This is a genomic window from Xanthomonas sp. NCPPB 2864 (assembly GCF_056675615.1).
The window spans coordinates 406,463-429,446 of record NZ_JBWWVS010000004.1 but is presented as its reverse complement, the minus strand read 5'-3'; the positions used below and the strand labels follow the sequence as shown (position 1 = coordinate 429,446).

17 protein-coding genes, 1 other RNA gene and 1 pseudogene are annotated in these 22,984 nt (G+C 66.0%); 11 read left to right on the top strand and 8 right to left on the bottom strand.

The genetic code is table 11. The features are described from left to right. Nucleotides 1-714: cysteine peptidase family C39 domain-containing protein (locus AC1KVE_RS12420; protein WP_481092138.1), on the bottom strand; the 714-nt coding region annotated here is incomplete at its 3' end. 291 nt (nt 715-1,005) lie between these two features. On the opposite strand from AC1KVE_RS12420, the gene AC1KVE_RS12415 reads away from it, so the two are divergent. The 3 genes from AC1KVE_RS12415 (at nt 1,006) to AC1KVE_RS12405 (ending at nt 3,698) form a co-directional block, all read left to right on the top strand. Beyond that, nucleotides 1,006-2,277: a pyridoxal phosphate-dependent aminotransferase gene (locus AC1KVE_RS12415; RefSeq protein ID WP_047129295.1), complete on the top strand. Its 1,272-nt coding sequence runs from the start codon at nt 1,006-1,008 to the stop codon at nt 2,275-2,277. Continuing rightward, on the top strand, nt 2,277-2,954 hold the full coding sequence (locus AC1KVE_RS12410) for an SGNH/GDSL hydrolase family protein (RefSeq protein WP_102251297.1): 678 nt from the start codon (nt 2,277-2,279) through the stop codon (nt 2,952-2,954). Before AC1KVE_RS12415 ends, AC1KVE_RS12410 begins: the two co-directional genes overlap by 1 nt. 72 nt (nt 2,955-3,026) lie before the next feature. Then, nucleotides 3,027-3,698 carry a methyltransferase gene (locus tag AC1KVE_RS12405; RefSeq protein ID WP_003483442.1) on the top strand — a complete coding sequence of 224 codons (672 nt, stop codon included), beginning with the start codon at nt 3,027-3,029 and terminating at the stop codon, nt 3,696-3,698. A gap of 34 nt (nt 3,699-3,732) precedes the next feature. On the opposite strand, the gene AC1KVE_RS12400 is transcribed toward AC1KVE_RS12405, so the two are convergent. The 3 genes from AC1KVE_RS12400 to AC1KVE_RS12390 all read right to left on the bottom strand — a co-directional run bounded on the left by AC1KVE_RS12400 (nt 3,733) and on the right by AC1KVE_RS12390 (nt 8,209). Continuing rightward, a non-coding RNA gene (locus AC1KVE_RS12400) (sX9 sRNA) lies at nt 3,733-3,808 on the bottom strand. 1,130 nt (nt 3,809-4,938) lie between these two features. Beyond that, nucleotides 4,939-7,128 (bottom strand): TonB-dependent siderophore receptor, encoded by a 2,190-nt coding sequence (locus AC1KVE_RS12395; protein WP_481092137.1) that lies wholly within the window; start codon nt 7,126-7,128, stop codon nt 4,939-4,941. 289 nt (nt 7,129-7,417) lie between these two features. Continuing rightward, nucleotides 7,418-8,209, bottom strand: a complete 792-nt coding sequence (locus AC1KVE_RS12390; protein ID WP_226427434.1) for a polysaccharide deacetylase family protein — start codon at nt 8,207-8,209, stop codon at nt 7,418-7,420. 45 nt (nt 8,210-8,254) lie between these two features. Here AC1KVE_RS12390 and grxD point away from each other — a divergent pair, with 45 nt between their 5' ends. Then, on the top strand, nt 8,255-9,181 hold the full coding sequence (gene grxD / locus AC1KVE_RS12385; RefSeq protein ID WP_481092136.1) for a Grx4 family monothiol glutaredoxin: 927 nt from the start codon (nt 8,255-8,257) through the stop codon (nt 9,179-9,181). A gap of 165 nt (nt 9,182-9,346) precedes the next feature. Continuing rightward, nucleotides 9,347-10,224: pseudogene (locus AC1KVE_RS12380) on the top strand (hypothetical protein). Nucleotides 10,225-10,516: 292 nt separating this feature from the next. Here AC1KVE_RS12380 and AC1KVE_RS12375 read toward each other — a convergent pair. Beyond that, complete coding sequence (locus AC1KVE_RS12375) at nt 10,517-11,077, bottom strand: DUF924 family protein (RefSeq protein WP_024938947.1); 561 nt, start codon at nt 11,075-11,077, stop codon at nt 10,517-10,519. Nucleotides 11,078-11,217: 140 nt separating this feature from the next. Between AC1KVE_RS12375 and AC1KVE_RS12370 the strand changes: the two genes are divergently transcribed. The 5 genes from AC1KVE_RS12370 to AC1KVE_RS12350 all read left to right on the top strand — a co-directional run bounded on the left by AC1KVE_RS12370 (nt 11,218) and on the right by AC1KVE_RS12350 (nt 16,660). Beyond that, complete coding sequence (locus AC1KVE_RS12370; RefSeq protein WP_046344279.1) at nt 11,218-12,618, top strand: amidohydrolase; 1,401 nt, start codon at nt 11,218-11,220, stop codon at nt 12,616-12,618. Next, nucleotides 12,615-13,895, top strand: a complete 1,281-nt coding sequence (locus AC1KVE_RS12365; protein WP_481092135.1) for an amidohydrolase family protein — start codon at nt 12,615-12,617, stop codon at nt 13,893-13,895. Before AC1KVE_RS12370 ends, AC1KVE_RS12365 begins: the two co-directional genes overlap by 4 nt. A 37-nt stretch (nt 13,896-13,932) precedes the next feature. Then, nucleotides 13,933-14,328: a ribosomal maturation YjgA family protein gene (locus AC1KVE_RS12360; RefSeq protein WP_481092134.1), complete on the top strand. Its 396-nt coding sequence runs from the start codon at nt 13,933-13,935 to the stop codon at nt 14,326-14,328. 157 nt (nt 14,329-14,485) lie between these two features. Then, nucleotides 14,486-14,812: a membrane protein gene (locus tag AC1KVE_RS12355; RefSeq protein ID WP_024938943.1), complete on the top strand. Its 327-nt coding sequence runs from the start codon at nt 14,486-14,488 to the stop codon at nt 14,810-14,812. Nucleotides 14,813-15,058: 246 nt separating this feature from the next. Further along, complete coding sequence (locus AC1KVE_RS12350) at nt 15,059-16,660, top strand: rhamnogalacturonan lyase B N-terminal domain-containing protein (RefSeq protein ID WP_481092133.1); 1,602 nt, start codon at nt 15,059-15,061, stop codon at nt 16,658-16,660. A 500-nt stretch (nt 16,661-17,160) separates the two neighbouring features. Here the strand turns inward: AC1KVE_RS12350 and AC1KVE_RS12345 are convergent, their stop codons facing one another. Then, nucleotides 17,161-17,976: a GH12 family glycosyl hydrolase domain-containing protein gene (locus AC1KVE_RS12345; protein ID WP_046344285.1), complete on the bottom strand. Its 816-nt coding sequence runs from the start codon at nt 17,974-17,976 to the stop codon at nt 17,161-17,163. A gap of 479 nt (nt 17,977-18,455) precedes the next feature. Here AC1KVE_RS12345 and AC1KVE_RS12340 point away from each other — a divergent pair, with 479 nt between their 5' ends. Then, nucleotides 18,456-19,400, top strand: coding sequence for a DegV family protein (locus AC1KVE_RS12340; protein ID WP_104544588.1), 945 nt, complete (start codon nt 18,456-18,458; stop codon nt 19,398-19,400). Between the two features lie 617 nt (nt 19,401-20,017). Here the strand turns inward: AC1KVE_RS12340 and AC1KVE_RS12335 are convergent. After that, nucleotides 20,018-21,598, bottom strand: coding sequence for a CocE/NonD family hydrolase (locus tag AC1KVE_RS12335; protein ID WP_184611325.1), 1,581 nt, complete (start codon nt 21,596-21,598; stop codon nt 20,018-20,020). 353 nt (nt 21,599-21,951) lie between these two features. Continuing rightward, entirely contained in the window at nt 21,952-22,926 is a 975-nt protein-coding gene (gene thiL / locus AC1KVE_RS12330; RefSeq protein ID WP_481092132.1) for a thiamine-phosphate kinase, read from the bottom strand. Between the last annotated feature and the right edge of the window lie 58 nt (nt 22,927-22,984).

Here is a 22,984-nt window from a genome sequence, read left to right as displayed (position 1 = left end):
TTCCACATCGATCTTGCTGGTGGTGTGGGCGAAGACGTAGGTACGCAGTCCGGACAGCAGCACGTCGAACACCGCCATCGAGACCAGCCCGATCGCGATCACGTCCAGCGTGGTCAGGCCGTTGTGCACCAGCACCTTGTCCATCACCACTTGATAGAACAGTGGCGTGATCAGCGCGAACAGCTGGATGAAGAACGAGACGATGAAGACCTCGAGCATCAACTTGCGGTACTTCACCACTGCGGGAATGAACCAGCTGAAGTCGAACTTGGCCAGGTCGCCCAGCACCGAAGCCCGCGAGGCCAACTGCAACAACCGCCCCTGGTAACGAGCCTCGAACTCGGTGGGCGAGATGGAGCGCGGACGTTTTTCGACCAGATCGTGGATCAGGATCTGGTCCGCACTTACCTTGGCGACGATAAAGGCATCGCCATCCGGCACCAGGGCCAGCGCTGGTAACGCGGCCATGCCGATCCGTGCGGCCGGCTGGGCCACGACCTTGGCTTTCAGCCCCAACTGCTTGGCGGCCAGCAGCAACGTGGTTTCGTCGAACGGCTCGCCGCCTCGTCCGAACCCATGCGCCAGCTGCACCGCGTCGGCGGCAACCCCATGAAATTGCGCTAGCAAGACCAGCCCCTGTAGTCCCAGATCCGGTCGGTCTTGCACCGACGAGCCGCCCTCGACTAACGAGAGCGACGCACTTCCCCCTGACATACGCGTTCCTTGCTGTCGAGCCCAAGCCGGACTCAAGTGATGGAATAGAATCTGAAGATGTTAAGAAGCTGTCAATCAGCCAACCCCTCGACTTCAATCAATCTTCTCAATCAAGCGTCTCCGAGGCTGAGACGCCATCACTTGATTGTGTGCCCACGGTGACCAGGACCTTGCCTCTCCGACCAGCCGCTGACGCCTGCCAGCGGCTTGACATCGTTGCCGATGCAAGCATGTCCGCCTGTCATATTTCCGCTACCATGCCAAGCCTCACGCCTACAACCGGCCCGTCGCATGTCCACTGCCCCGCAAAAGCCGCTCGCCATCCGCGAGCGTCTGTCCGAAGTCCGCTACGAAATCCGGGGCGAGCTGGCGCGACGAGCGCGGGAGCTGGAGGCGCAGGGCCGCAAACTGATCAAGCTCAATATCGGTAATCCAGGCGCGTTCGGGTTCCGTGCGCCGGAGCATCTGCAGCGCGCGATCGCCGACGACATGGGCCGCACCGATCCGTACACCCATCAGCAAGGCCTGCCGGAAGCGCGCGAGGCAATCGCCACCGCGTATGCGCGGCGCCAGCACCCGGATGCGCATCCGGACCGCATCTTCGTCGGCAACGGCGTCAGCGAGCTGATCGACCTGTCGCTGCGTGCGCTGCTCAATCCCGGTGACGAAGTGCTGGTGCCCTCGCCCGACTATCCGCTGTGGTCGGCCGCCACCATCCTCAACGATGGCCGGCCGGTGTATTACCGCTGCGCCCCGGAAAACGACTTCCAGCCGGACCCGGTGGAAATCGAGACGCTGGTGTCCTCGCGCACCCGCGCCATCGTGCTGATCAATCCGAACAATCCCAGCGGCGCCAGCTATTCGCGCGAACTGCTGGAGCGCATCGTGGCCATCGCCAGCAAGCACAACCTGCTGCTGATGGTCGATGAGATCTACGACCAGGTGCTCTACGACGACGCCGCCTTCGTGCCAGTGGCGCCGCTGGCCGGTGCGCATCCGTGCATCACCTTCGGCGGCCTGAGCAAGGTGCACCGCGCCTGCGGCTGGCGCGTGGGCTGGGCGCTGCTGTCGGGCGAGCAGTCGCGCATCAACGACCTGCGCAACGCGATGGACCTGCTCGGCGCGCTGCGCCTGTGCGCCAACGTGCCGGGCCAGTACGCCATCGACGCGGCAGTCAACGGGCCGGACACCATCTCGGCGCTGTGCGCGCCGGGTGGCCGTCTGTACGAAACCCGCCGTGCGGTGATCGAGGCCTGCGCGGCCAGCGAGCACCTGTCGCTGGTGGCGCCGGCCGGTGCGCTGTACGCGTTCCCGGCGGTGGTCGGCCCGGCCGCACGCAACTTCGACGACCATGAATTCGCGCTCGACCTGATGAACGAGGAAGGCGTGCTGGTGGTGCCGGGTTCCAGCTTCAACGTGCCCTACCGCCACCACTTCCGCGTGACCCTGATGCCGGAAGCGCCGGTGATGCGCGATGTCTTCGCACGCATCGACCGTGCGCTGGCACGCCGCGCCGAGGCGGTCACCAAGGTCGTGCCGCTCAAGTCGCGCAGCGTGGCCTGATGGCGGCGGCCGGCACGCCGCTGCGCTATCTGGCGCTCGGCGATTCCTACACCATCGGCGAAGGCGTTGCCCCCGAGCAGCGCTGGCCGGTGCAACTGGTCGACGGTTTGCGTGCCTACGGCTGGAATGTGGCGCCGCCGCAGATCATCGCCACCACCGGCTGGACCACCGACGAGCTGCAGGCAGGTCTCGATGCCGCTGCGCCGCAGGGGCCGTTCGAGCTGGTGAGCCTGCTGATCGGTGTCAACAATCAATACCGCGGACGCTCGCTGGACGAATACCGCAGCCAGTTCGATGCGTTGTTGCAGCGTGCGATCGGGTTCGCCGGCGGGCTTGCGGCACGCGTGTTCGTGCTGTCGATTCCCGATTGGGGGCTGACTCCGTTTGCGCATGCGCAGGGCGGCGATGCGCCACTGATCGGCGCACAAATCGATGCCTTCAACAGCGTAGCCGCCGAACGCTGCGCCGCGCGCTCGGTGCGCTTTGTCGACATCACCGCCACCAGCCGCGATGGCGGCGACGCTGCCGACATGCTGGTCGACGATGGCCTGCATCCCTCCGGCGCCATGTATGCGCGCTGGACCGCACTGGCACTGCCAGCGGCGCGCGATGCGATAGCGGCTGCCAACGCGATCGGGATGGACCACGCCACGCGTGAGCAGCCCCAATCGCCTTAGCAGGCCCCAAGCTAGCCGCGCACCAATCCTCATTGCCAAGGAACGACATTGCACAGCACCGCTACCCAACCCATGAGCCGCGCGCAGGCGCTGGCGATCGCGCGCGCGTTTTTGCCGCCGCATCCGCTGGGCAATCGCTACGACTATTACTACACCCAGGCCAAGCTGCGCACCGACCCGCTGTATCCGGGCGTGCTGGCCGAGTTGCGCAGCACCACCGCGCCCGTGCTGGATCTGGGCTGCGGGCTGGGCCTGCTCGCGCACGCATTGCGTGCCGATGGCCAGGCATTGGCGTATCACGGGGTGGATGTGGACGCGTCCAAGATTCGCCGCGCGCAACACATCGCGCAGCGCTCGGCATTGGGCAATACGCAGTTTGCCGTGGTCGATCTGAGCGTGGCCTGGCCGCAACACCGCGGCAGCGTGACCATTCTGGACGTGCTGCAGTATCTGCAGGCCGACATGCAGGCCAGCCTGTTGCGCAGCGTGGCGCAGATGCTGACGCCGGGCGCGAAGCTGGTGATCCGCAGCGCATTGGGCGATGCCAGCAGCCGTGGCCGCACCAGCCGCGTGACCGATGTGCTGGCGCATCTGAGCGGCTGGATGCAGCGCATGCCGCGCAGCTATCCCACCCGCGACAGCCTGCAGGCGCAGCTGGATGCCGCCGGTCTGCGCGCAACGTTTGCGCCGTTATACGGCAACACGCCATTCAACAACTGGTTGATCGTGGCCGAGCCGCGCTGAGGCAGTGCACAACGTGCCTGGCTCGCTTTAGAACGGCTGACAAGACGTAACGCGCGGTCGCCGGACGGATGTGGACGGCACGCAGTAACCAGGGTGTGCGCGTAGCACATGCCGCATCGGGCACCGGCCGCGCAGTCGTTTTGACAGCCGCTGTTGACGTCAAGCGGATGATCCCGGGCCACGTTGTTCAAGCGCGGTGTCCCACGCCCCAGAGAGTCCGCTGGTTGCCTTGTTGAAAGCCATGCACACCGACCATCTCGACGGGTCCTTGCCCGCCCACCGTCGCGGGACCTTACGCGGCCTGGATGCCGCGTAAGTGCCTACAGGGACGTACTTGCGGCGTGTCCCGCGACGGTGGGCGGGCAAGGGCCCTGCAGCCAAACAGCCAAACAGCAGATACACCGCTCTACCGCTGATCTATCGCACCTTACAAGCCCCAATACACAACGCAGCAAGCAATCAAGACTTAAAGCGATGGCGTCGTTTAGGCGCGATCAGCAGCTTGAATCAAAAGCTCGGTGGGTCGAGGGCGCGATGCCCTCACCACTTCCGGGACACGCCGTGAATCCATCCATGGAGGCTCCTTGGCGGCATCCATGCCGCCAAGGGTCCCGGAACCGGTAAGGACATCACGCCTCCAAAGTTGGTCGTACGCTGATGCAACCGCAAAACCGAGATGACCTATGCGAGGTGACTTAACGCAGCGGCTTGGTCGCTTGCATGCATGGGTGCATGGCTATTTAGCGATAGGGGCAAACCCAATCAACTTGCTGCCCGCCTTCGACGGAACGTGTTGTTCGGAAATCAGACCACGTCGTCCAGATCGCACAAGGTCCATGCAACCACCGCTGCATCTGACCCGCCGGCCGCCGTTCCTGCTCTTGCCATGCATACCGACGCTCTCGACTGGTCCTTGTCCGCCCACCGTCGCGGGACCTTACGCGGCATGGATGCCGCGTAAGAGCCTACACGGACGTACTTGCGGCGTGTCCTGCGAGGGTGGGCGGGCAAGGACCCTGCAGCGAAGTCGCAGAGCAGCCGCTCTACAACTGATCCATCCGCGCTAACCAATCACTTCGAGACAACCAAGTGATCGAGTCGCCGCGCCGTTTGGATCCAGGCAAAGGCCTGGTTTGCCAAGTGCGCGGCGCCCTCGCCGCTAGCGGGACACGCCGTGAATCCGTGCGTGGAGGCTCAGTGGCGGCATCCTTGCCGCCAAAGCCTGTCGTCTGGAGCAAGCTCAGAACTTCCAGGACAGCGTCAGCTCCACATCGCGCGGGTCGCCGTAGATCAATTGGCTTTGATAGACGATGTTGGCGTAGTACTTACGGTCGAACAGGTTGCGCACATTGAGCTGCGCCGACCATGCCTGGCTGATGTCGTAGCGTGCCATCGCGTTGGCCAACACCACGCTGCCCTGGGTCAGCCGTTGCGTTGTGCCCTGTGGCCCGGACATCAATTCGTGGATGGCCGACTGCCAGCTCAGGCCACCGCCCACGCGCCATGGGCCGGTCTGCCAGCTGGTGAACAGGGTAGCCTCGCGCCGCGGGCTGGTCGGATTGACGTCGACACCGCTGGCATCGTTGGCATCGAACTGGGCAAAGCCGAACGCGATCCGCCACTGCTCGGAGAGCTGCCCATCGAGCTGGAATTCTACCCCTTGGCTGACCGTGCCCTTCGCCGCCAGGAAAGCCTGATTGGTGGTGCCGGGCACGAATTGTCCGGGGTCGTTGACCGCCAGGTTGTCCTGCTCGATACGGAACAACGCCAGCGCCGCGTTGAGTTGGCCGCCGAGGTATTCACCCTTGGCGCCGACCTCGTAGCTGTTGCCTTCCAACGGGGCGAGATAGCGCCCGCTACGGTCGCGATTGTTTTGCGGCTTGAAGATGCCGGTGTAGCTGGCGTAGAGCGAATGGTGGTCGTCCACGTCCAGGATCAGGCCGGCGTACGGCGTGGTGCGGCCGCGACGCTCGTAGGTATTGGCCGGCACCAGTTGATCGGTGTTCTTCCAGTCGGTGACGCGTGCGCCGACGATGGCAGTGAGCGCGTCGGTCAGGCTAAAACGGCCGGCGGCATAGGCGGCCACCTGGCGCACGTCGCGTTCTTCGCCCTTTACCAGCGGCGTCCATTGCGGCTGCGCCATGCTGCCGGTCCAGGCATAGACGCTTTCGGCCGTCAGCACCTGCGGTGGCTGCGGCCCGTTGGACCAGCTGCGCACGTTGCGGTTCATCCAGGTGGCACCGGCGACCAGTTCGTGGTTGCGGCCCCACCAGGTCAGCGGCACGCTGAGGTAGGCATCCAGGCTGTTTTGCGCCGTGAGTGCGGGATAGCGCCCGCCAAAAGTGTTGGCAAGGCCCAGGCCGGTCTGGCGGTCCGGGTAATCGAAGTAGCCGAACAGCACCGACTTCCAATCGGCTTCGAACCGCTGATGCGAATATTCCACGTGCAGCTGCGCACCGTTGTCGAAGCGATGGGTCAGCCCGGCAAACGCATTGGTGGTGTCGGCCACGCCGCGCGCCCAGCGCGGCGTGAACGCATCCGAGCGTGCAAAATCGGTGCGGCTGCCGTCGCTGAAGTACGCCGGCACCCCGCCCCAGGTGGTGCCGCGGCCGTCGTTGCGCTGCTTGTTGATGCCGATGTAGGCGCTGGTGGCATCGCTGAAATCCGCATCGACGATGCCGTAGAACAGCGACGATTGCTTGCTGTAGTAATCGCGGAACGACTGCTTGTCCTCGTCGCTGGCAACCACCCGCCCACGCACGTTGCCGGCGGCATTCAACGGCGATTGCAGGTCGACGGTGCCGCGATAGCGGTCCCAACGCCCTGCCGACAGATCGACCCGACCGGTGAACACATCGCTGTCGGCATGCTTGCGCACCAGGTCGATCGACGCGGCCGGGCTGCCCGCGCCGGTGGTCAGGCCGTTGGCGCCGCGGATGATTTCCACCCGGTCGTAGATCGCCATGTTCTGCTGCACATCGCCGGTGTAGTCGGTGGGAATGCCGTCGATGCGGTAATAGTCCACTTCGAAGCCGCGCGCGTTGATGTAGGTGCGCTCGGTGTCCCAGGTCGGCGAGTTGAATCCGGCCACGGTGTCGGTGACGTCCTGCAGCGATTGCAGGTTGCGGTCGACGATCTGCTGGCGTGTCACCACCACCACCGACTGCGGCGTCTCGCGCAGCGACAGCTCCAGCTTGGTCGAACTGCGCGCCACATCGGCGGTGTAGGAGTCGCTGCCTTCGGTCGCGGCGCCGCGGTGTGCCTCGATCTGCAGGCGGTCCAGATCGACCGGGTCGCGCGTGCTCGATTGCGCCGCAGCCGCCAATGGCCATGCGCAAGCCAGCGCCAGCAGGGAGTACGCCAGCGGGAGCTGCGGCGAACGGAGATCCGCACGCGCAAGCACGCGCGCAGGGACGATGCGATGGGACATGGGGTCAGCCTCAAGAGCGAATATGGCCGTCGATGACGGCTATTGAGGCTGGCGTCGGCAGCGCCATCGGAAGGCGCGCACCGTTTGCTGGCTGGGGGCGCATGTTCGATCCGCGTTAAATCGCTGTCAATACATGCGCGGGTCGACGCCGGAACTCAGGAGCGCCAGCTCCGGGCAATCCGGCGAACAAAAAAGACGCGTCGCACCAGCGCGTTCCCGACGACAGGGGCGATGGATCCGGCAACGCACGCTCCGCTTCCACGCCATCGGCCACGCCGTGCGCAGGACCTCAGAGCGGACGCCGCCCGGCCAGGCCGCGCGCGTGCATCGCCTCCAGCACGCCGCGCAGGATGGTGAGGTTGTGGCCGTGTGCGGCGCCTTCGTGCAGCAGCACGATGGCGCCGGGGCGCAGGTCGCGCACGATGCGGGCCACGGTGGCCTGCGGCTCGCAACGCACCCCGTCGAAACCGCGCGCGCTCCAGGCCACGCGGGTCAGCCCGTGCGCACGCAGCGGCGAGGCGACGAAGGGATTGGTCATGCCCACCACCGAGCGGTACAGCCGCGGCGCCTGCCCGGTGATGGTGGCCAGCACGCGCTGTGCCTGGCCGATTTCCTGCGCCATGCGGTGCGGGCCCAGCGCCCAGAACCAGGCCTGCGGATGGGTATGGCTGTGATTGCCGATGCCATGCCCGCGGCGCACCATCTCGCGCACCAGTTCAGGCCGTTGCTCGGCGCGCGCCCCGACCACGAAGAACGTGGCCTTGGCATCGTAGGCGTCCAGCAGATCCAGCATCGCCGGGGTGTCGTCGGAGGGGCCGTCGTCGATGGTCAGCCACACCTGCGGGGCGCGGCCCGGCAGGCGCGCCAGCACCGGCGCGTACAGGCGCGCGCGCGGCAGGAACACCGGCACCACGAACAAGGCGTGCGACACCAGCAACGCCGGCACGCCCCAGGCCCAGCCCAGATGCCACCACAGCAGCGCCACCGCCGCCTGCGACAGGGCCAGCAGGCCCACCCAGCGGTACGGGTGCGAGGGGATGCGATACAGCGTTTGAAGCGTGGTCATGCCGCATGATGCCATGCGGCGTAGAATGCCCGGACTCCACGATCTGACCGAAGTGCTGCCATGTCCCTCGATCCCGCCCTGCGTTCCCGCATCGATACGCTGCTGCAATCCAGCCGTGTGGTGCTCTTCATGAAAGGCCAGCCAGGCATACCGCAGTGCGGTTTTTCGGCCAAGGCGGTTGGCGTGCTGGACGGTCTGGGCATCGACTATGCCCACGTCAACGTGCTGGCCGACCAGGAGATCCGCGAAGGCATCAAGGCCTACGGCGACTGGCCGACCATTCCGCAGCTGTATGTGGACGGCGAGCTGATCGGCGGCAGCGACATCATCCTGCAGATGGCCGATAGCGGCGAGTTGAGCAGCATGCTGGGCCTGCAGGCGCCAGACCGGACTCCGCCCAAGATCACCATCACCCCGGCCGCGGTCGAGATGCTCAAGGGCGCGCTGGCCGATGCGCCGGATGCCTCGCTGACGCTGGCCATCGATGCCAACTTCCAGCCGAACTTCCAGCTGGCGCCGACCAACCCGAACGCCATCGCGGCCGAATCCAACGGCCTGCGCGTGCAGTTCGATCTGGCCAGCGCCCGCCGCGCCGACGGCATCACCATCGACTGGGTGGACGACATCCGCGGCCGTGGTCTGGCCATCGACAACCCCAATGCGCCCAAGCCGGTGCAGGAGCTGTCGGTGCGCGATGCCGACGACCGCATCAAGGCCGGTACGCTGACCCTGGTGGACGTGCGCCCGGCCGACGAACGTGCCCTGGCCAGCGTTGCCGCGCCGTTCCGCACGCTGGACGCGCACGAGCGCGCCGCCATCGAGCAGTTGCCCAAGGACACCCCGCTGGCGTTCCTGTGCCACCGCGGCGGGCGCAGCCTGCAGGCGGCCGAGCACTTCCGCAGCCTGGGCTTCAGCAACGTCTACAACGTCACCGGCGGCATCGACGCCTGGTCGGACGAGGTGGACAACGGCGTGGCCAAGTACTGAGCAAGCCAGACGGCACAGCCGGTGGCGGGAATCCGCATCCGGCGATGGCCCGCTGCAATCGCCGGCCAGGTTTTTAGCCGCGTTTGCTACAGTGCACACCCCGAACGGGCGCTCCACCGAGCGTCCGTTTTTTCATGGATCGATATGCACAAGGACGTCGCTGCAATGCACACCCGCCTGCTCTCTCTTGCACTGGCCGCGCTGGTGCCGCTGGCCGCACAGGCCGCCGAGCCGGCACGCGCGGTCATGCTGGTACAGACCTACGACAACCAGCCGGGCGAAGACCCACTGGAATACATTCCGGTGTGGCTGGGCAGCGGCGTAGCGAAGGAGTCCAGCATGCCCAGGTCGCTGCTGAGCCAACCGCTGCAGGTCTTCAATGCGGGCGTGTCCAGCGGTACCGTGCGGCTTGCGTCGCTGAGCGTCGACGACAACAGCATGTGCGGCGGCACGGCAAGACTGCGCTTGAAGGGCACCAGCACGCTGTCCGATTCGCCGCTGTTATCGACGGTGGATCTCAATCCAGGCAAGCGCTTTGCCAGCCGTAACGCCACCGCTGCCGAACAGGCCGAGCTGTTGCGCCAGGCCGGCGCGACTGCGCAGCTGCGCAGCTGCGCAGCAGCGTCAAGCCGGCGGCGCTGGCCCAGGCGTTGACGGCATTCCCTGCCGATCGTGCGCAGGATCTGGCGGCGCTGCAGATCGTGACCGACACGCGGCAGCCGCAGCGACGCGTGGCCGTGCTGACCTTCCATCACCCGACCAGGACCGGCAACCCGGACAACCCGACCGGTGTCCTGGCCGTGCTTGCGATCTTCGAGCATGACGGCAGCAGTTGGCAGTTCCGCAAGGGCAGCGCGGCCAGTGGCTGCGACGATTGCGAAGACCTGCCACTGCGTACGCACCTGCTGCAGTTCGGCGATATCGACGGCAACGGCACGCTCGACTTCGTGCTGTCGGAAAGCGGCTACGAGAGTTACGGCTTCTACCTGCTGCTCGGCGAAGGCACGCACTGGCGTTCGGAAGCCTTGATGGGCGGCTGTTGAGCGATTGCCGCGCGATGGCCGATGCCCGCAGCGGTATGGGCGTCACGTTGCGGCACGCACCGGATCCGGAAGAGCGCAACTCGCCGCCGCGCAAGTCATTCGCATCGCCGGTGCAAGACCATCGGTGTGATTGCACCGCCGCACGATGTCGATCAACGCGCGACAGCGCGCGCATGTGCGCCATCAACTGATCGCATCGATCGCCCGCTCGATCCGCGTGCCCATACGCAATGTGCAGCACGGGAAAGCCACAGCGGCGTGCAACCGCGGCAGGCCACAACCGTCGCCTCCCTCAACCAGCAAATCCGCCGTCATCGAGAAACTGCTGCTCTTCGGCGGTGGTCTCGCGCCCCAGTACCGCATTGCGATGCGGGAAGCGTCCGAAGCGCTGGATGATCTGCTGATGCTCCACGGCCCAGCGCGTGGTTTCTGCATCGTCCAGCGCGGTGATCAGCTGCACCGAGCGCGCCTGCTCCTGCAGATCTTCGGCATGCTCGAACGGCAGATAGAAAAACAGCCGCAACTGCGCGGACACCTGTTGATCGAAGCCGCTGGCGATTGCCTGCCTGGCGCAGGACAGCGCCAGGCCATCGGTGGCGTAGGCATGCGCGCTGCCGCGGAACGCGTTGCGCGGAAACTGGTCGAGCAGGATCAGCAAGGCCAGCGCATCTTCGGCACGTTCCATCCAGTGCGCGTACTCGCCACGCGCCGCTGCAAAGTGCTGCTCGCTGAAATGCTGACGGAAGTTGGCATCAAACGCATCGTTGTGCGTGAACCAGCGGGCCGAGCCGGCCAGTTCCCAGAAAGCCAGCACCACATCGGCCTGTTTGTTGCGCTCTGACTTGACGATCATCGACGTATTCCCTGACGAATACGGCATAGCATGCACTGGCGCATGTGATGAGCCCGCCGCCGCCGACGGTGCAGCACTTGGCAAGCATGCCGCCGGCCGCTAGGTTTGCGGCTGACGTTTTCGTTGCACCGGGGAAATCCATGCGTTCCATCCTGTTCGCCGCGCTCGGCGCGGCCGTGCTGTGCGGTCCTGTGTCTGCGGCATCGCGTTTCGTGCAAGACCCCTATCCCAGCACCTACCGTGCGCTCGCGTCCGCTCCGGTGTTGATCCAGCACGCCACCGTGCTCACCGGCACCGGCCAGCGGCTGGACGACGCCGACGTGCTGCTGCGCGACGGCAAGGTGGCCGCGGTCGGGCGCGGGCTGGAGGCGCCGGCCGATGTGCGCCGCATTGACGGCACCGGCAAGTGGGTGACCCCCGGTATCATCGACGTGCACTCGCATCTGGGCGTGTATCCCAGCCCCGGCGTCAGCGCGCACAGCGATGGCAACGAGATGACCGCCCCGGTGACGCCGAACGTGTGGGCCGAGCATTCGATCTGGCCGCAGGATCCCGGCTTCGGCACCGCCCTGGCTGGCGGCGTCACTTCGCTGCAGGTACTGCCTGGTTCGGCCAATCTGATCGGCGGACGCGGCGTCACCCTCAAGAATGTCGCCTCCACCACCTACCAGGGCATGAAGTTCCCCGGCGCCCCCTGGGGCCTGAAGATGGCCTGCGGCGAGAACCCCAAGCGCGTGTACGGCCAGAAGGGCGGCCCCGGCACGCGCATGGGCAACGTGGCCGGCTACCGTGCCGCCTTCATCGACGCGGCCGAGTACCTGCAGAAGAATGCACCGAAGAAAAAGACTGCGAAAAAGCGCCATTGGTGGAGCCGCGGCGGCGACAACGACAGCAGCGGCGACGCCGGCGGCAAGCGCGATCTCAAGCTCGACACGCTGGCCGGCGCGATCAACGGCGACATCCGCGTGCATATCCATTGCTACCGCGCCGACGAGATGGCGACCATGCTCGACCTGTCCAAGGAGTTCGGCTTCCACATCGCCGCCTTCCATCACGGCGTGGAGGCCTACAAGCTGGCCGACCGGCTGGCGCAGGAGAACGTTTGCGGTGCGCTGTGGGCCGACTGGTGGGGCTTCAAGATGGAAGCCTTCGATGGCATCCAGGAAAACATCGCGCTGGTCGACAGGCCGGCCAACAGCTGCGCCATCGTGCATTCGGATTCGGAAGAAGGCATCCAGCGCCTGAATCAGGAAGCGGCCAAGGTGCTCGCCAACGCGCGCCGCAGCGGGATGGAGATTCCACCCGAGCGTGCGATCCGCTGGCTCACCAGCAATGCCGCCAAGGCGCTTGGCATCGAGCAGCAGACCGGCGCACTGGAGCCGGGCAAGATGGGCGATATGGTGGTGTGGAACGGCAATCCCTTCAGCTCCTACGCGCTGGCCGAACAGGTCTATATCGACGGCGCGCAGGTCTACGACCGCCACGATCGCCACCTGCAGCCGGTGTCGGACTTCATGCTCGGCCAGGAGGTGGCGCGATGAGCCGCACAACTGGAATGCGCCCGCGCCTGCGCGTGATCTCCGCGGTGGTCCTGGCCGTGCTTGCATTGCCCGCATTCGGCCAGCAGGTGCTGATCCGTGGCGCGACCGTACATACCGCCACCGCACAAGGCACGCTGCGCAATACCGATGTGCTGGTGCAGGGCGGCGTGATCCGCGCGATCGGCAGCAACCTGGCCGTGCCGGCCGATGGCCGCGTGGTCGAGGCCAGGGACCGCCCGCTGACGCCGGCCCTGTTCGGCGGCATCACCGAGATCGGCATCGAAGAAGTCTCCGGCGAAGACAGCACCGTGGACAGCGGCGTCAAACTCAGCGACCAGCCGATGCGTCCGGAATTCGACGTCACCCTGGCCTACAACCCCGATTCGGTGCTGGTGCCGGTGGCGCGCGTGGAAGGCATCGGCTTCACCGCGCTGGGCGCGACCACCAGCGGTGCCTTCATCGCCGGGCAAGGCGGCGTGGTGCGGCTGGACGGCAGCCCGGACCCGCTCGGCCCGCATGCCCTGTTCATCCGCATCGGTGCGGCGGCGTCCGATCTCACCGGCAGCTCGCGCGCCGCGCAATGGATGCTGCTCGACCAACTGGTGGCCGAAGCGCGCGGACGCGTGCCGGCCGACTCGCCGCATGCGCTGCTGACCCCGGTCGGCCGCAGTGTGCTGGCCAGGTACCTGGCCGGGCAAGGCCGCATCGTGGTGCAGGTGGAGCGTGCCGCAGACATCCGCCAGTTGCTGCGTTGGGCGCAGCGCGAAAAAGTGCGCATCGCCATTGCCGGTGGTGCCGAGGCCTGGAAGCTCGCGCCGCAACTGGCGCAGGCCCGGGTGCCGGTGCTGGTGGATGCGCTGGCGGACCTGCCGTCCACCTTCGACCAGATCGGTGCGACGCTGGAAAACGCCGCACGGCTACGCGCGGCCGGCGTGGAGGTCAGCTTTGCCCAGAGTGGCGATGCCTCGCATAACGCGCGCAAACAGCGCCAACTGGCCGGCAATGCGGTAGCCAACGGCTTGCCGTGGGAAGCCGGCCTGGCCGGCCTGACCCGGGTGCCGGCGGAGATCTTCGGCGTGGCCGATCGCATCGGCAGCATTGCGGTCGGCAAGCAGGCCGACCTGGTGCTGTGGGAAGGCGACCCGCTGGATGTCGCCCACTACGCCGAGCAGGTGTGGCTGGGTGGTCGCGACATGCCGATGCGCTCACGCCAGACCGAGTTGCGCGAGCGTTACATGCAACCGGCCGGCGCGTTGCCGCGGGCCTATCTGAAATGATCGGGAGCGGCGTGCGCATGGGAGCGCGGTGACCCCCATGGCGTTGGGCGTGCGCTGCACCTACCTGTTGATCGCGCTCGCCGTGTTTGTCATCGAAGTGGCGATCGGTGCTGGCAGACTTGGCGGGCCGTGGGTGCGCGGCAGCCTGGGCGATGTGCTGGCGGTGATCCTGGTGTATTGCGGGTTGCGCGGTGTGCTTGCGCTGCCGCCACGCTGGGCGTGCGTGCTGGCGGTGGCGATCGGGTGCCTGATCGAAGGGCTGCAGGCGCTGCATCTGGCCGACCGGCTCGGGCTGCGCCCGGGCAGCGCGGCCTACATCGCGCTCGGCAATACCGCCACCGTGCACGATCTGCTGATGTATCTGGTCGGCGGCGGGGCGGCGTACATCGGCGATATGGCATCGTGCCGCGTCGCTGCGTCTTCCCGGCGATAAACAACTGCATTGATACACTCCATCGGGCCTACCGCATGTTCTGCGTCTCCTCATCGACACTGATCGACAGCGCTGGCATCCCGTCCCGGCAACAGCAGCAACGGCGTGCCTGCGCCGCCGCTGCGTCGCAGTGACCTCGCTGTTCCAGGGAGGCGGCTTGCGCTCGATCGATCGCGTCGTATTGCGCCAGGCGCCGGCCAACCTGCTACGCGGGCTGGAAGCAGTCGGCGGGCGGCTGATCCTGACCGCCGATGCGCTGCACTTCCAGCCGCATCCCTACAATATACAGACCCGGTCGTTGACCGTGCACCTGAGCCAGATTGCAGCAATGCAACCACGCTGGACGCGCCTGTTCGGCCTGCTGCCGGTGGCGCCAACCTCGCTGGCGGTGCAGCTGCATGACGGCGGCGAGCACCGTTTCGTGATCGGCAAACGCGAACAGTGGATGGCTGCCATCGCCTCGGCGCGCGACGCCCTGGGCTGACGCTGCACGACAAGCGCGGCCGCACTGATGCGCAAGGGCGCATGCCCGACTGGCGCATCGCAACGCCCTGGCGTCGTCCCACCTGCCTGCGCATCGCAGAGGGAGCGTGAACTGCGCTGCGTTTCAGCACTGCATTTTGTAAGCGGTGCACGCTCTGCAGGTCCGGCCATCGCCGTCGTTGTCCAGCCCGCCTAGCATCGCGCGTCGGCACCATAGCGACGCCTCTACTTCGGCATGGAGATCGATATGCCCCGCACCATCCTGCGCATCCTGGCGTGCGCATTGTTCCTGTACGGCGGCGTCAGCGCGCCGGCCATCGCCGCATTTGGCGTCACCCGCAGCGGCGACCGTGTCGTTGTCGATACCGGCGCCGAGCTGGTGTTTGCGGTCAACGCCGGCAACGGCGACATCGTCTCGATGCGTTATCGCGACAACGAGCTGCAGACCACCGAGTCCAAGGGCTCGCAGATCGCCTCCGGCCTGGGCAGCGCCAGTGTGGAGGCGCGCGTGGTGGGCGCCACGATCGTGGTTTCGGCCAAGGCCGGCAACCTGATCCAGTACTACATCGCACGCAAGGGCCGCAACGCGATTTACATGGCCACCTATGCACCGACGTTGCTGCCGATCGGCGAGCTGCGCTTTGTCACCCGCTTGAACGTTGCCAAGCTGCCCGATGCGCAGCAGGAGCCGGACTCCAATGTCGGTAGCCCGGTGGAAGGCGAGGACGTGTTCTTGCTGCCGGACGGACGCACCAGTTCCAAGTTCTATTCGGCGCGGCGCATGATGGACGATCAGGTGCACGGCGTCAGCGGTTCGGGCGTGGCGGTGTTCATGCTGATGGGTAACCGCGAGCGCAGTTCCGGCGGACCGTTTTTCAAGGATATCGCCACCCAGAAAACCCGCGTGACGCATGAGCTCTACAACTACATGTATTCCGATCACACCCAGACCGAGGCATTCCGCGGTGGCCTGCATGGGGTGTACGGGCTGCTGTTCACCGATGGCGGGACGCCCTCCAGCGCACAACTGGACACCGCCTTCGTCGATGCAACGCTGGGGTTGACCGGTTATCTCGCCAGCGACGGGCGCGGCGCGCTGAGCGGCCGGGTGAGCGGCGTGCTGTCCGGCCAGCCTGCCGTGATCGGCCTGCGCAACGACCAGGCCGAGTACTGGGCCACCGCCAACGGCAGCGGCGATTACCAGATCGCCGGCGTGCGCCCGGGACGCTACCGCATGACGCTCTACCAGCACGAACTGGAGGTCGCGCAACGCGATGTGGAGATCCATGCCAACGCGACCACGCAAGCGGCGCTGCAAGCGGTTGTGCTGCCGGGGACCATCAAATGGCAGATCGGCACGGCCGATGGCACGCCGGCCGGTTTCCGCCATGCGGATCTGCTGCCACGCGCGCATCCATCCGACAAGCGCATGCGCTGGACCCCGGTGACCTACACGGTTGGATCGAGCAGTGCGGGCAGCTTTCCGGCAGTGCAATGGCGCGGCATCAACACCCCGACCCGTATCGACTTCACCCTGGGCTCGAGTGAAGTGCGTGGCTATCGCCTGCGCATCTTCGTGGCGCTGACGCAGGTCGGCGCGCGCCCGCAGATCAGCGTCAATGCGCATTGGAATGGCCCGGTGCCGGCCGCGCCTACGCAGCCCAAGACACGCGGCATCACCCGCGGCACATGGCGCGGCAACAACACGCTGTATGAGGTGGACATCCCGGCATCTGCGCTGCAATCGGGCAGCAACCGGATCGAGATCGGCATCGCCTCGGGATCGCCGGACAACGGCTTTCTCAGCCCGGCCGTGGTGTTCGACAGTATCCAGCTGGTGGCGCTGTAAGCAATCCGCCAATCCAGCGAGCGGTGGTCGGACAAGCAAGGGCTGCACGTAACAACGCCTCGCACCCATTGCAGAGACCGTGGCACTGCCTGCATTCGCCTGACACGTGTGCAAAGCTGGCGGTAGCAGCGCCAGCCACACCGATATGGCAATCACCGCGCGCAACTGCGTGCGGTGATTGCGGCGGTGCATGAGATTCCGAAAGCGGCAGGCCCTCACACTGCACGGTCGATGTACGTCGCCATGTATATGACCTGCGCGCTGACTCGGCCTGCCCGACCGCCGTCAGTCGATCCGCTGCGCGAGCCGTCGGCAGCCAGGACGCGAGGCATGCAATGCGTGCGTCGCGCACATGCCACCTCGTTGGCTCTCGAGCGGCCTGCAATCGTTGACGATTGTCAGGCCAGCGCCGCAGGTGCGATCACCGGCGTGCGGTGTGCTGCACGCCGGTCTTTACGCTAATGACGCACCCTCGGCCATGTCGCCGATGGGCATCGTGCTTACTGCGCATCCAGCGTCGCGCTCACCTTGGCCCAACCATTGCCGCGCACCACTTCGAAACCCGCCTCGGCTGCATGCAGATACATGCTGTTGTTGTAGCGCCCATCCTTGGACCGGTTGGTCTGCAGCCAGTTGAGGAAGGGCTTGGCGTCCACGTTGAGGCTGCCGCTGGTCTTGAGCGTGGCCTGCCCGGCGGTGCCGGTCGGGATGAACGTATAGACGTAATAGCCGGCGCCGGAGTTGAAGCCCTCCCACAGGTCGAAGGTACGCCCGCCCGCGGTGATCACCTTGCTGGCAGTCAGTGTGCCAATCGGCCAGGAGTTGTGGTCGCCCCAGATCATCACTTCCAGCTGCGGGTTGCCCTTGGCGGTATCCCAGCGGAAGAAGATGTCGTAGGCAAAGTCGCCTGCGAGATTGGTCCCGCCGGCGCTGTAGGTGAACTTGAGCGGGATCTTGCTCAGCGAGGAAATCTGCCGCGGAAACAGCGTGTCGCTGGTCGGGTTCCAGTCGTAATGCCAGCCGCGCACGATCGCCGGATAGCCGTAGAGATTGTAGTCGGCGAAGTTGAAGGTGACGGTCAGCTCGGGCGTGCTGCCGGTGCCGAACGTGCCCTGGATGATGTTGTTGGGATCGTTGAAATTATTGACCCACGCATAGTGGTTACCGAAGATCTTGTAGGGACCGGCCAGCGCCGCCGGCGTCAGCGCGACCAGACCCACGGCCAGTGCAGCCTTCCACCAGCGCGATGCGCGCCGCCGTGTAGTAGGCGCCTGTGCGCCAGTCTGAGTAAGGGTGCTGGATTGGCTGTTTTGCATGTTGACTCTCTCCGAGTAAGTTCAGCGCGGCGATGCCGGTGCGGCAGCGTCGAGAGCCGCTTTGCAGCGGTCGCGTCGGACCCTAGCAGCGGCGTTGTGACGGGAGCTATAGCAATTGCAGCAGGCCTCGCTCGCCATCTGCGATAGCGGGCGCCACCTTGCAGCCGAAGCGTGCGCCGATCCTCAGTTCGCAAGGTAAATCGCAGTGCGACAGCGTGTACCGGTCATCTGCATGACGGCGAGGTGCGCGCGAATGGTGCAGAGCCACATAGCGGTGGTCTGCGTTCCGGCCACACCTGCGGCTGCTTGCTCCAGGCCCTATTCGAATGCGTCGAGCTTGCCTGGTGGCAGTGCGCGGGGCTCCCCTCGCGCGCTCTTGCGTAGGGGTGCCCAGCTTTCGACCTACAGCCCTACTCGCCTCCGCTGTTTTGCGATAGCGTTCGCAGTTACAGATAACGCAACAGCCGGAGGGGGCGACGATGCGCATCGGAATCGTGGTGGACAGTGCCTGCGATTTGCCGCAGGACTTCATTCAACAAAACAACGTCATCGTATTGCCGATCAGCGTACGTATCGGCGAAGCGGTATTGGCCGATCACCGCGATGAGGAAGCGACGCTGAGCTTTCTGCAGGCACATGTGGCCGAGCGTGGGCACGAAGCGGAAACTACGCCGTTTTCGGTCAACCAGATTCGCGACCTGTTCCTGCAACGGCTGGTCATCGACTACGACCACGTGTTCTGCCTGACCATCTCCAAGCTGCGCAGCCAGATCTTCGATAACGCGATGCAGGCCAGCTTCGCGATCCTCAACGATTACAAGCCGATCCGGCAGGCCGCCGGCCACACCTCGCCGTTCGCGCTGCGCGTGATCGATACGCTCAACCTGTTTGCCGGCCAGGGCATCACCGCAGTGGAAGCGGTACGCCTGCGCGCGCAGGGTCAGGGCGTGGCGGCAATCCGCAGCCGGCTCGAACAGCTGGCCGAACACACCTACGGCTACATGATTCCGCGCGATCTCTACTACCTGCGTGCGCGTGCACGCACCAAGGGCGATCGCAGCGTGGGCCTGATCAGCGCCGCGCTGGGCAGTGCGCTGGACATCAAGCCAGTGCTGCGCGCCTACCGCGGTGTCACCGAACCGGTGGCCAAGTTGAAAGGCTTCGAGCCGTCGACCGAAAAGCTGTTCGGCTTCACCGTGCGCAAGATCCGCGAGGGCTTGATGACACCGACCGTCTGCGTGGGCTACGGCGGCGAACTGGCCGAGCTGCACGCCCTGCCCGGCTACGCCGCCCTGCAAAGCGCCTGTCAGACCCACAACGTGGAATTGTTCGAAAGCGTGATGAGCCTGACCGGCATGGTCAACGTCGGCAAGGGCGCACTGGCCGTGGCATTTGCAGCCGAACCGCATACCTTTGCGGCCTGAAAACAAGGCCAGCGCGCGGCGCCCTCGCCGGCTTCAGGACACGCCGATCTACAGCTGACCTATCCGCGCACCCCGGATCTCCAAAGACAACCACGCACACCGACCATCTCGACATGTCATGCCCTGCTTGCCCGTGCACACTGACCATCTCGACGGGTCCTTGCCCGCCCACCGTCGCGGGACCTTGCGCGGCATGGATGCCGCGTAAGAGCCTACATGGACGTACTTGCGGCGTGTCCCGCGAGGGTGGGCGGGCAAGGGCCCTCCCGCCAGGCCGCAGAGCAACCGCTCTACAACTGATCTATCCGTACTGTTCGAACTCTCGAAACACAAACGCCTAACCCAATCGCGACTTAGAACGTTGGCATTGTCCGGACGCGACCAAATGCTTAATTCAAAAACTCGATGAGTCGAGCGCGCAGCACCCTCATCACTTGCGGGACACGCCGTGAATCCATCCCTTGAAGCTCCTTGGCGGCATCCATGCCGCCAAGGGTCCCGCAAGCGCGAGGACACCGCTCTGAGAGTTAATCGATACTTTCCAAAGCTTGCGCGTTGCTCGGCTTGCATTGAACGATGACCGGACCCTGCGCTATCCGAGTCAGCCCAACGCAGCGTTACCGCAGCGGCACGTTCAATACCGATGGCGTTGCCGCCGGCGAGGTAAACGTCACCGTGCCGCCACCATCGCTGGCATCGGTGTAGCGCACGTCCTGCGTGTCGATCACCAGCACCAGGCGCTGCCCTGCCGGAATCTCCGTAGCAGCCGCTTGCAGCGGCCAATCCAGCGTCACTGCTTGGCCAGGTCTAGCCCCGCGTAGCGAGTACGGCGCATGCGTGATCAGTTGTGCCACGCCTAGCGCGTCCATGCGATACAGATAGGCGAACAGGCTCACTTTCGATTGGCTGGGTACCACGGTCACGCGCAGCGATGGACTGCCGGCCAGCCGCCGTAGCGTGTTCGATGGCGCACCCACCCACACTGCCGCGCCGATACGATTGACCAACGGAATCGAGGTGGTGACCGGCACACCGATGCCTTGCAACAGGCCACTGACCAGGACCACGCCCGAGTCGGCCAACGTCGGCACATCGGTGGCGATGCGCGATTGCCATCCGCTGGCGGTGCCGCCGATCAGCCCGCCTGTCGGGCTGAGCAATCCGGAAGGTGCGGATAACCCCAGGCGCGTGTTGCCCTGTTGCACCGACGCCCAGTCCGCGTACTCCAGCCATTGCCCCGCGCGCGGCGACAGCCGCACCGGCGCTTCGCTGTCCACGCCGTTACGCAGCTGCTTGAGATGACGATCGAACCAGCGCGTGGTCGCCGTGTAGACCTCGTTGGGCAGGCCGAGCGCGCCCGGCAGCTCCGCGGTGGCATGATCGCCCTGACTGAGCAGCAGCTGCTTGGGCCCGCGCAACTGATTGAAGAATGCGATGGTCTGGTTCGGCGGAAACAGGCCGTCGTTGAAGGCATTGCCCAGCAGCACCGCCGTGCCACGCGCATTGAGCGCGGCCACATCGCTTGCCGGGCTGCGCGACGCGGCCTGCGGCAGGAAGCCCTGCACGGCGCCGTCGTAATCGCCAACGGCAACCCGTGTGCTGATCTTCGCCAGATCCGGGCCGGGACGTCCGGTCAACGCGCCGGCACCGACCAATAGCCCAACGCCTTGCTGGCTGACGGTGCGGTTGGAATACAGCGACGCTTCCAGATCGGCCCAGCCGCTGAGCGCAGCCACGGCCTTGATGCGCGGATCGCGCTCGGCCGCCAGTAGACTGATGCCCGCGCCATACGAGATGCCCGACGCACCGATCGCATTCGCATTGGCCGGCGTATGCGCCAGCGCCCAGTCGATCACCGCGCTGACGTCTTCCACCGTGTCGGCGCCGGCGATATCGATCTGCCCGGCCGAATCCCAGAACCCGCGCGAGGTGTAGCTGACGACCACGTAGCCATCGCTGGCCAGCTGGGTCGCGCGGCCCAGGTATTCCAGATTCGGCAACGACCAACTGGCCGGCATCACGATCAGCGGAAACGGCCCGCTACCCTGCCCTTGCGGCACCAAGACCAGTGCGCCCATCGGCGCGCCGTCCCAGCCGGGAATCCGTTCGTAGGTCTTGCTGAAAGCGCCCGCCACCGCCGACGCCGATGCCACCAGCAGCGCCAGTGCGGCGATGCCTCCGATCCAACGCTTGTTCATGCGGATCTCTCCCACGCAAGGCCGGGCCGGGATGGCCCAGCGGCAACTGCCATGCATCCGTGGTTCGGGGGAGAACGTCGCGAACGTACCAGACGGTACGGTATGGCTCAAGGGCCGGGATTCGGGATTCGGGATTCGGGATTCGGGATTCGGGATTCGGGATTCGGGATTCGGGATTCGGGATTCGGGATTCGGGATTCGGGATTCGGGATTCGGGATTCGGGAGCGTAGGCGCCGCAATGGCTGGCACGTGCTGAAGTGCAAGCCGGCGGATGCCATCGCATGGCCGCTCCCGACCCGCAGACGTTGGCTGCAATGCAGCACGCCCGCGCCACGCCTCCCGCGCGCTCAGCTCAGCCCACGAAGTGCTGATATCCGCGTTGCGGCGGCTGCCACGGGTTGCCGTCGGCGTCGTGGACCATCACGCCCGGCGTGGCGACGATCTGGCCGATGCGCGTCACCGCGACTCCGGCGAAGTCCATTGCCTGCACCACCGCGTCGCGGTGCTGCACGGCGGCGGTGAAGCACAGCTCGTAGTCGTCGCCGCCGCCGAGTTGCCAGCCGATGCATTGCAGCGCGCTGATCCCGGTGCTGCGCGGCATCGCCGGCAGAGCCGCCAGCGCCAGCTGCGCGCCCACGCCGCTGCGTTCGCACAGATGGCCCAGATCGGCCAGCAAGCCGTCGGAGATGTCCACACAGGCCTGCGCAAGCCCACGCAAGCGCAGCCCGGCCTGCACGCGCGGCTGCGGGCGCAGCAGCCGGCCGCGCCACAGTTCGTGCAACGGATCAGCCGCCGCGCAGGTCACGTCCAGCTGGCCGGCCTGCCACAGCGACAAGGCCGCCGCCGCCTCGCCCGGCGCGCCGGTGACCCAGACGTCGTCGCCCACACGCGCGCCATCGCGACGCAGCGCCGCGCCCGGCGGCAGGCTGCCGATCGCGGTCACCGCACACGCCAACGGCCCTCGCGTGGTGTCGCCACCGACCAGCGCAATGTCATGCGCATCGGCCAGTGCAAAGAATCCATCGGCGAATGCGTCGACCCAGGCAGCATCGTCGTGCGGCAACGACAGCGACAGGGTGCACCAGCGCGGCTGCGCGCCCATCGCGGCCAGGTCGGACAGATTGACCGCCAGCGTCTTCCAGCCCAGATCCTCGGCACGCGTCTCGTGCGGGAAATGCACGCCCGCATTGAGCGTATCGGCGGTGATCGCCAGTTGCTCGCCCGGCGGCGGCTGCAGCAATGCCGCATCGTCGCCAATCCCCAACGGCACATCCGCACGCGCCGCAATGCGCGCGCGCAAGCGGGCAATTAGATCGAATTCGGGCATTTGAAGGGCCGGGATTGGGGATTTGGCAGTAGGGATTGGTCACGGCGCACATTGGCAG

Coding starts and splice junctions, on each gene's coding strand:
- AC1KVE_RS12390 (WP_226427434.1), bottom strand. CDS start 8,209: ATGGCATCATGCGGCATGACCACGCTTCAAACGCTGTATCGCATCCCC.
- AC1KVE_RS12350 (WP_481092133.1), top strand. CDS start 15,059: ATGCCCCGCACCATCCTGCGCATCCTGGCGTGCGCATTGTTCCTGTAC.
- AC1KVE_RS12335 (WP_184611325.1), bottom strand. CDS start 21,598: ATGAACAAGCGTTGGATCGGAGGCATCGCCGCACTGGCGCTGCTGGTG.
- AC1KVE_RS12405 (WP_003483442.1), top strand. CDS start 3,027: ATGAGCCGCGCGCAGGCGCTGGCGATCGCGCGCGCGTTTTTGCCGCCG.
- AC1KVE_RS12340 (WP_104544588.1), top strand. CDS start 18,456: ATGCGCATCGGAATCGTGGTGGACAGTGCCTGCGATTTGCCGCAGGAC.
- thiL (WP_481092132.1), bottom strand. CDS start 22,926: ATGCCCGAATTCGATCTAATTGCCCGCTTGCGCGCGCGCATTGCGGCG.
- AC1KVE_RS12375 (WP_024938947.1), bottom strand. CDS start 11,077: ATGATCGTCAAGTCAGAGCGCAACAAACAGGCCGATGTGGTGCTGGCT.
- AC1KVE_RS12360 (WP_481092134.1), top strand. CDS start 13,933: ATGGCGTTGGGCGTGCGCTGCACCTACCTGTTGATCGCGCTCGCCGTG.
- AC1KVE_RS12410 (WP_102251297.1), top strand. CDS start 2,277: ATGGCGGCGGCCGGCACGCCGCTGCGCTATCTGGCGCTCGGCGATTCC.
- AC1KVE_RS12365 (WP_481092135.1), top strand. CDS start 12,615: ATGAGCCGCACAACTGGAATGCGCCCGCGCCTGCGCGTGATCTCCGCG.
- AC1KVE_RS12370 (WP_046344279.1), top strand. CDS start 11,218: ATGCGTTCCATCCTGTTCGCCGCGCTCGGCGCGGCCGTGCTGTGCGGT.
- AC1KVE_RS12415 (WP_047129295.1), top strand. CDS start 1,006: ATGTCCACTGCCCCGCAAAAGCCGCTCGCCATCCGCGAGCGTCTGTCC.
- grxD (WP_481092136.1), top strand. CDS start 8,255: ATGTCCCTCGATCCCGCCCTGCGTTCCCGCATCGATACGCTGCTGCAA.
- AC1KVE_RS12395 (WP_481092137.1), bottom strand. CDS start 7,128: ATGTCCCATCGCATCGTCCCTGCGCGCGTGCTTGCGCGTGCGGATCTC.
- AC1KVE_RS12345 (WP_046344285.1), bottom strand. CDS start 17,976: ATGCAAAACAGCCAATCCAGCACCCTTACTCAGACTGGCGCACAGGCG.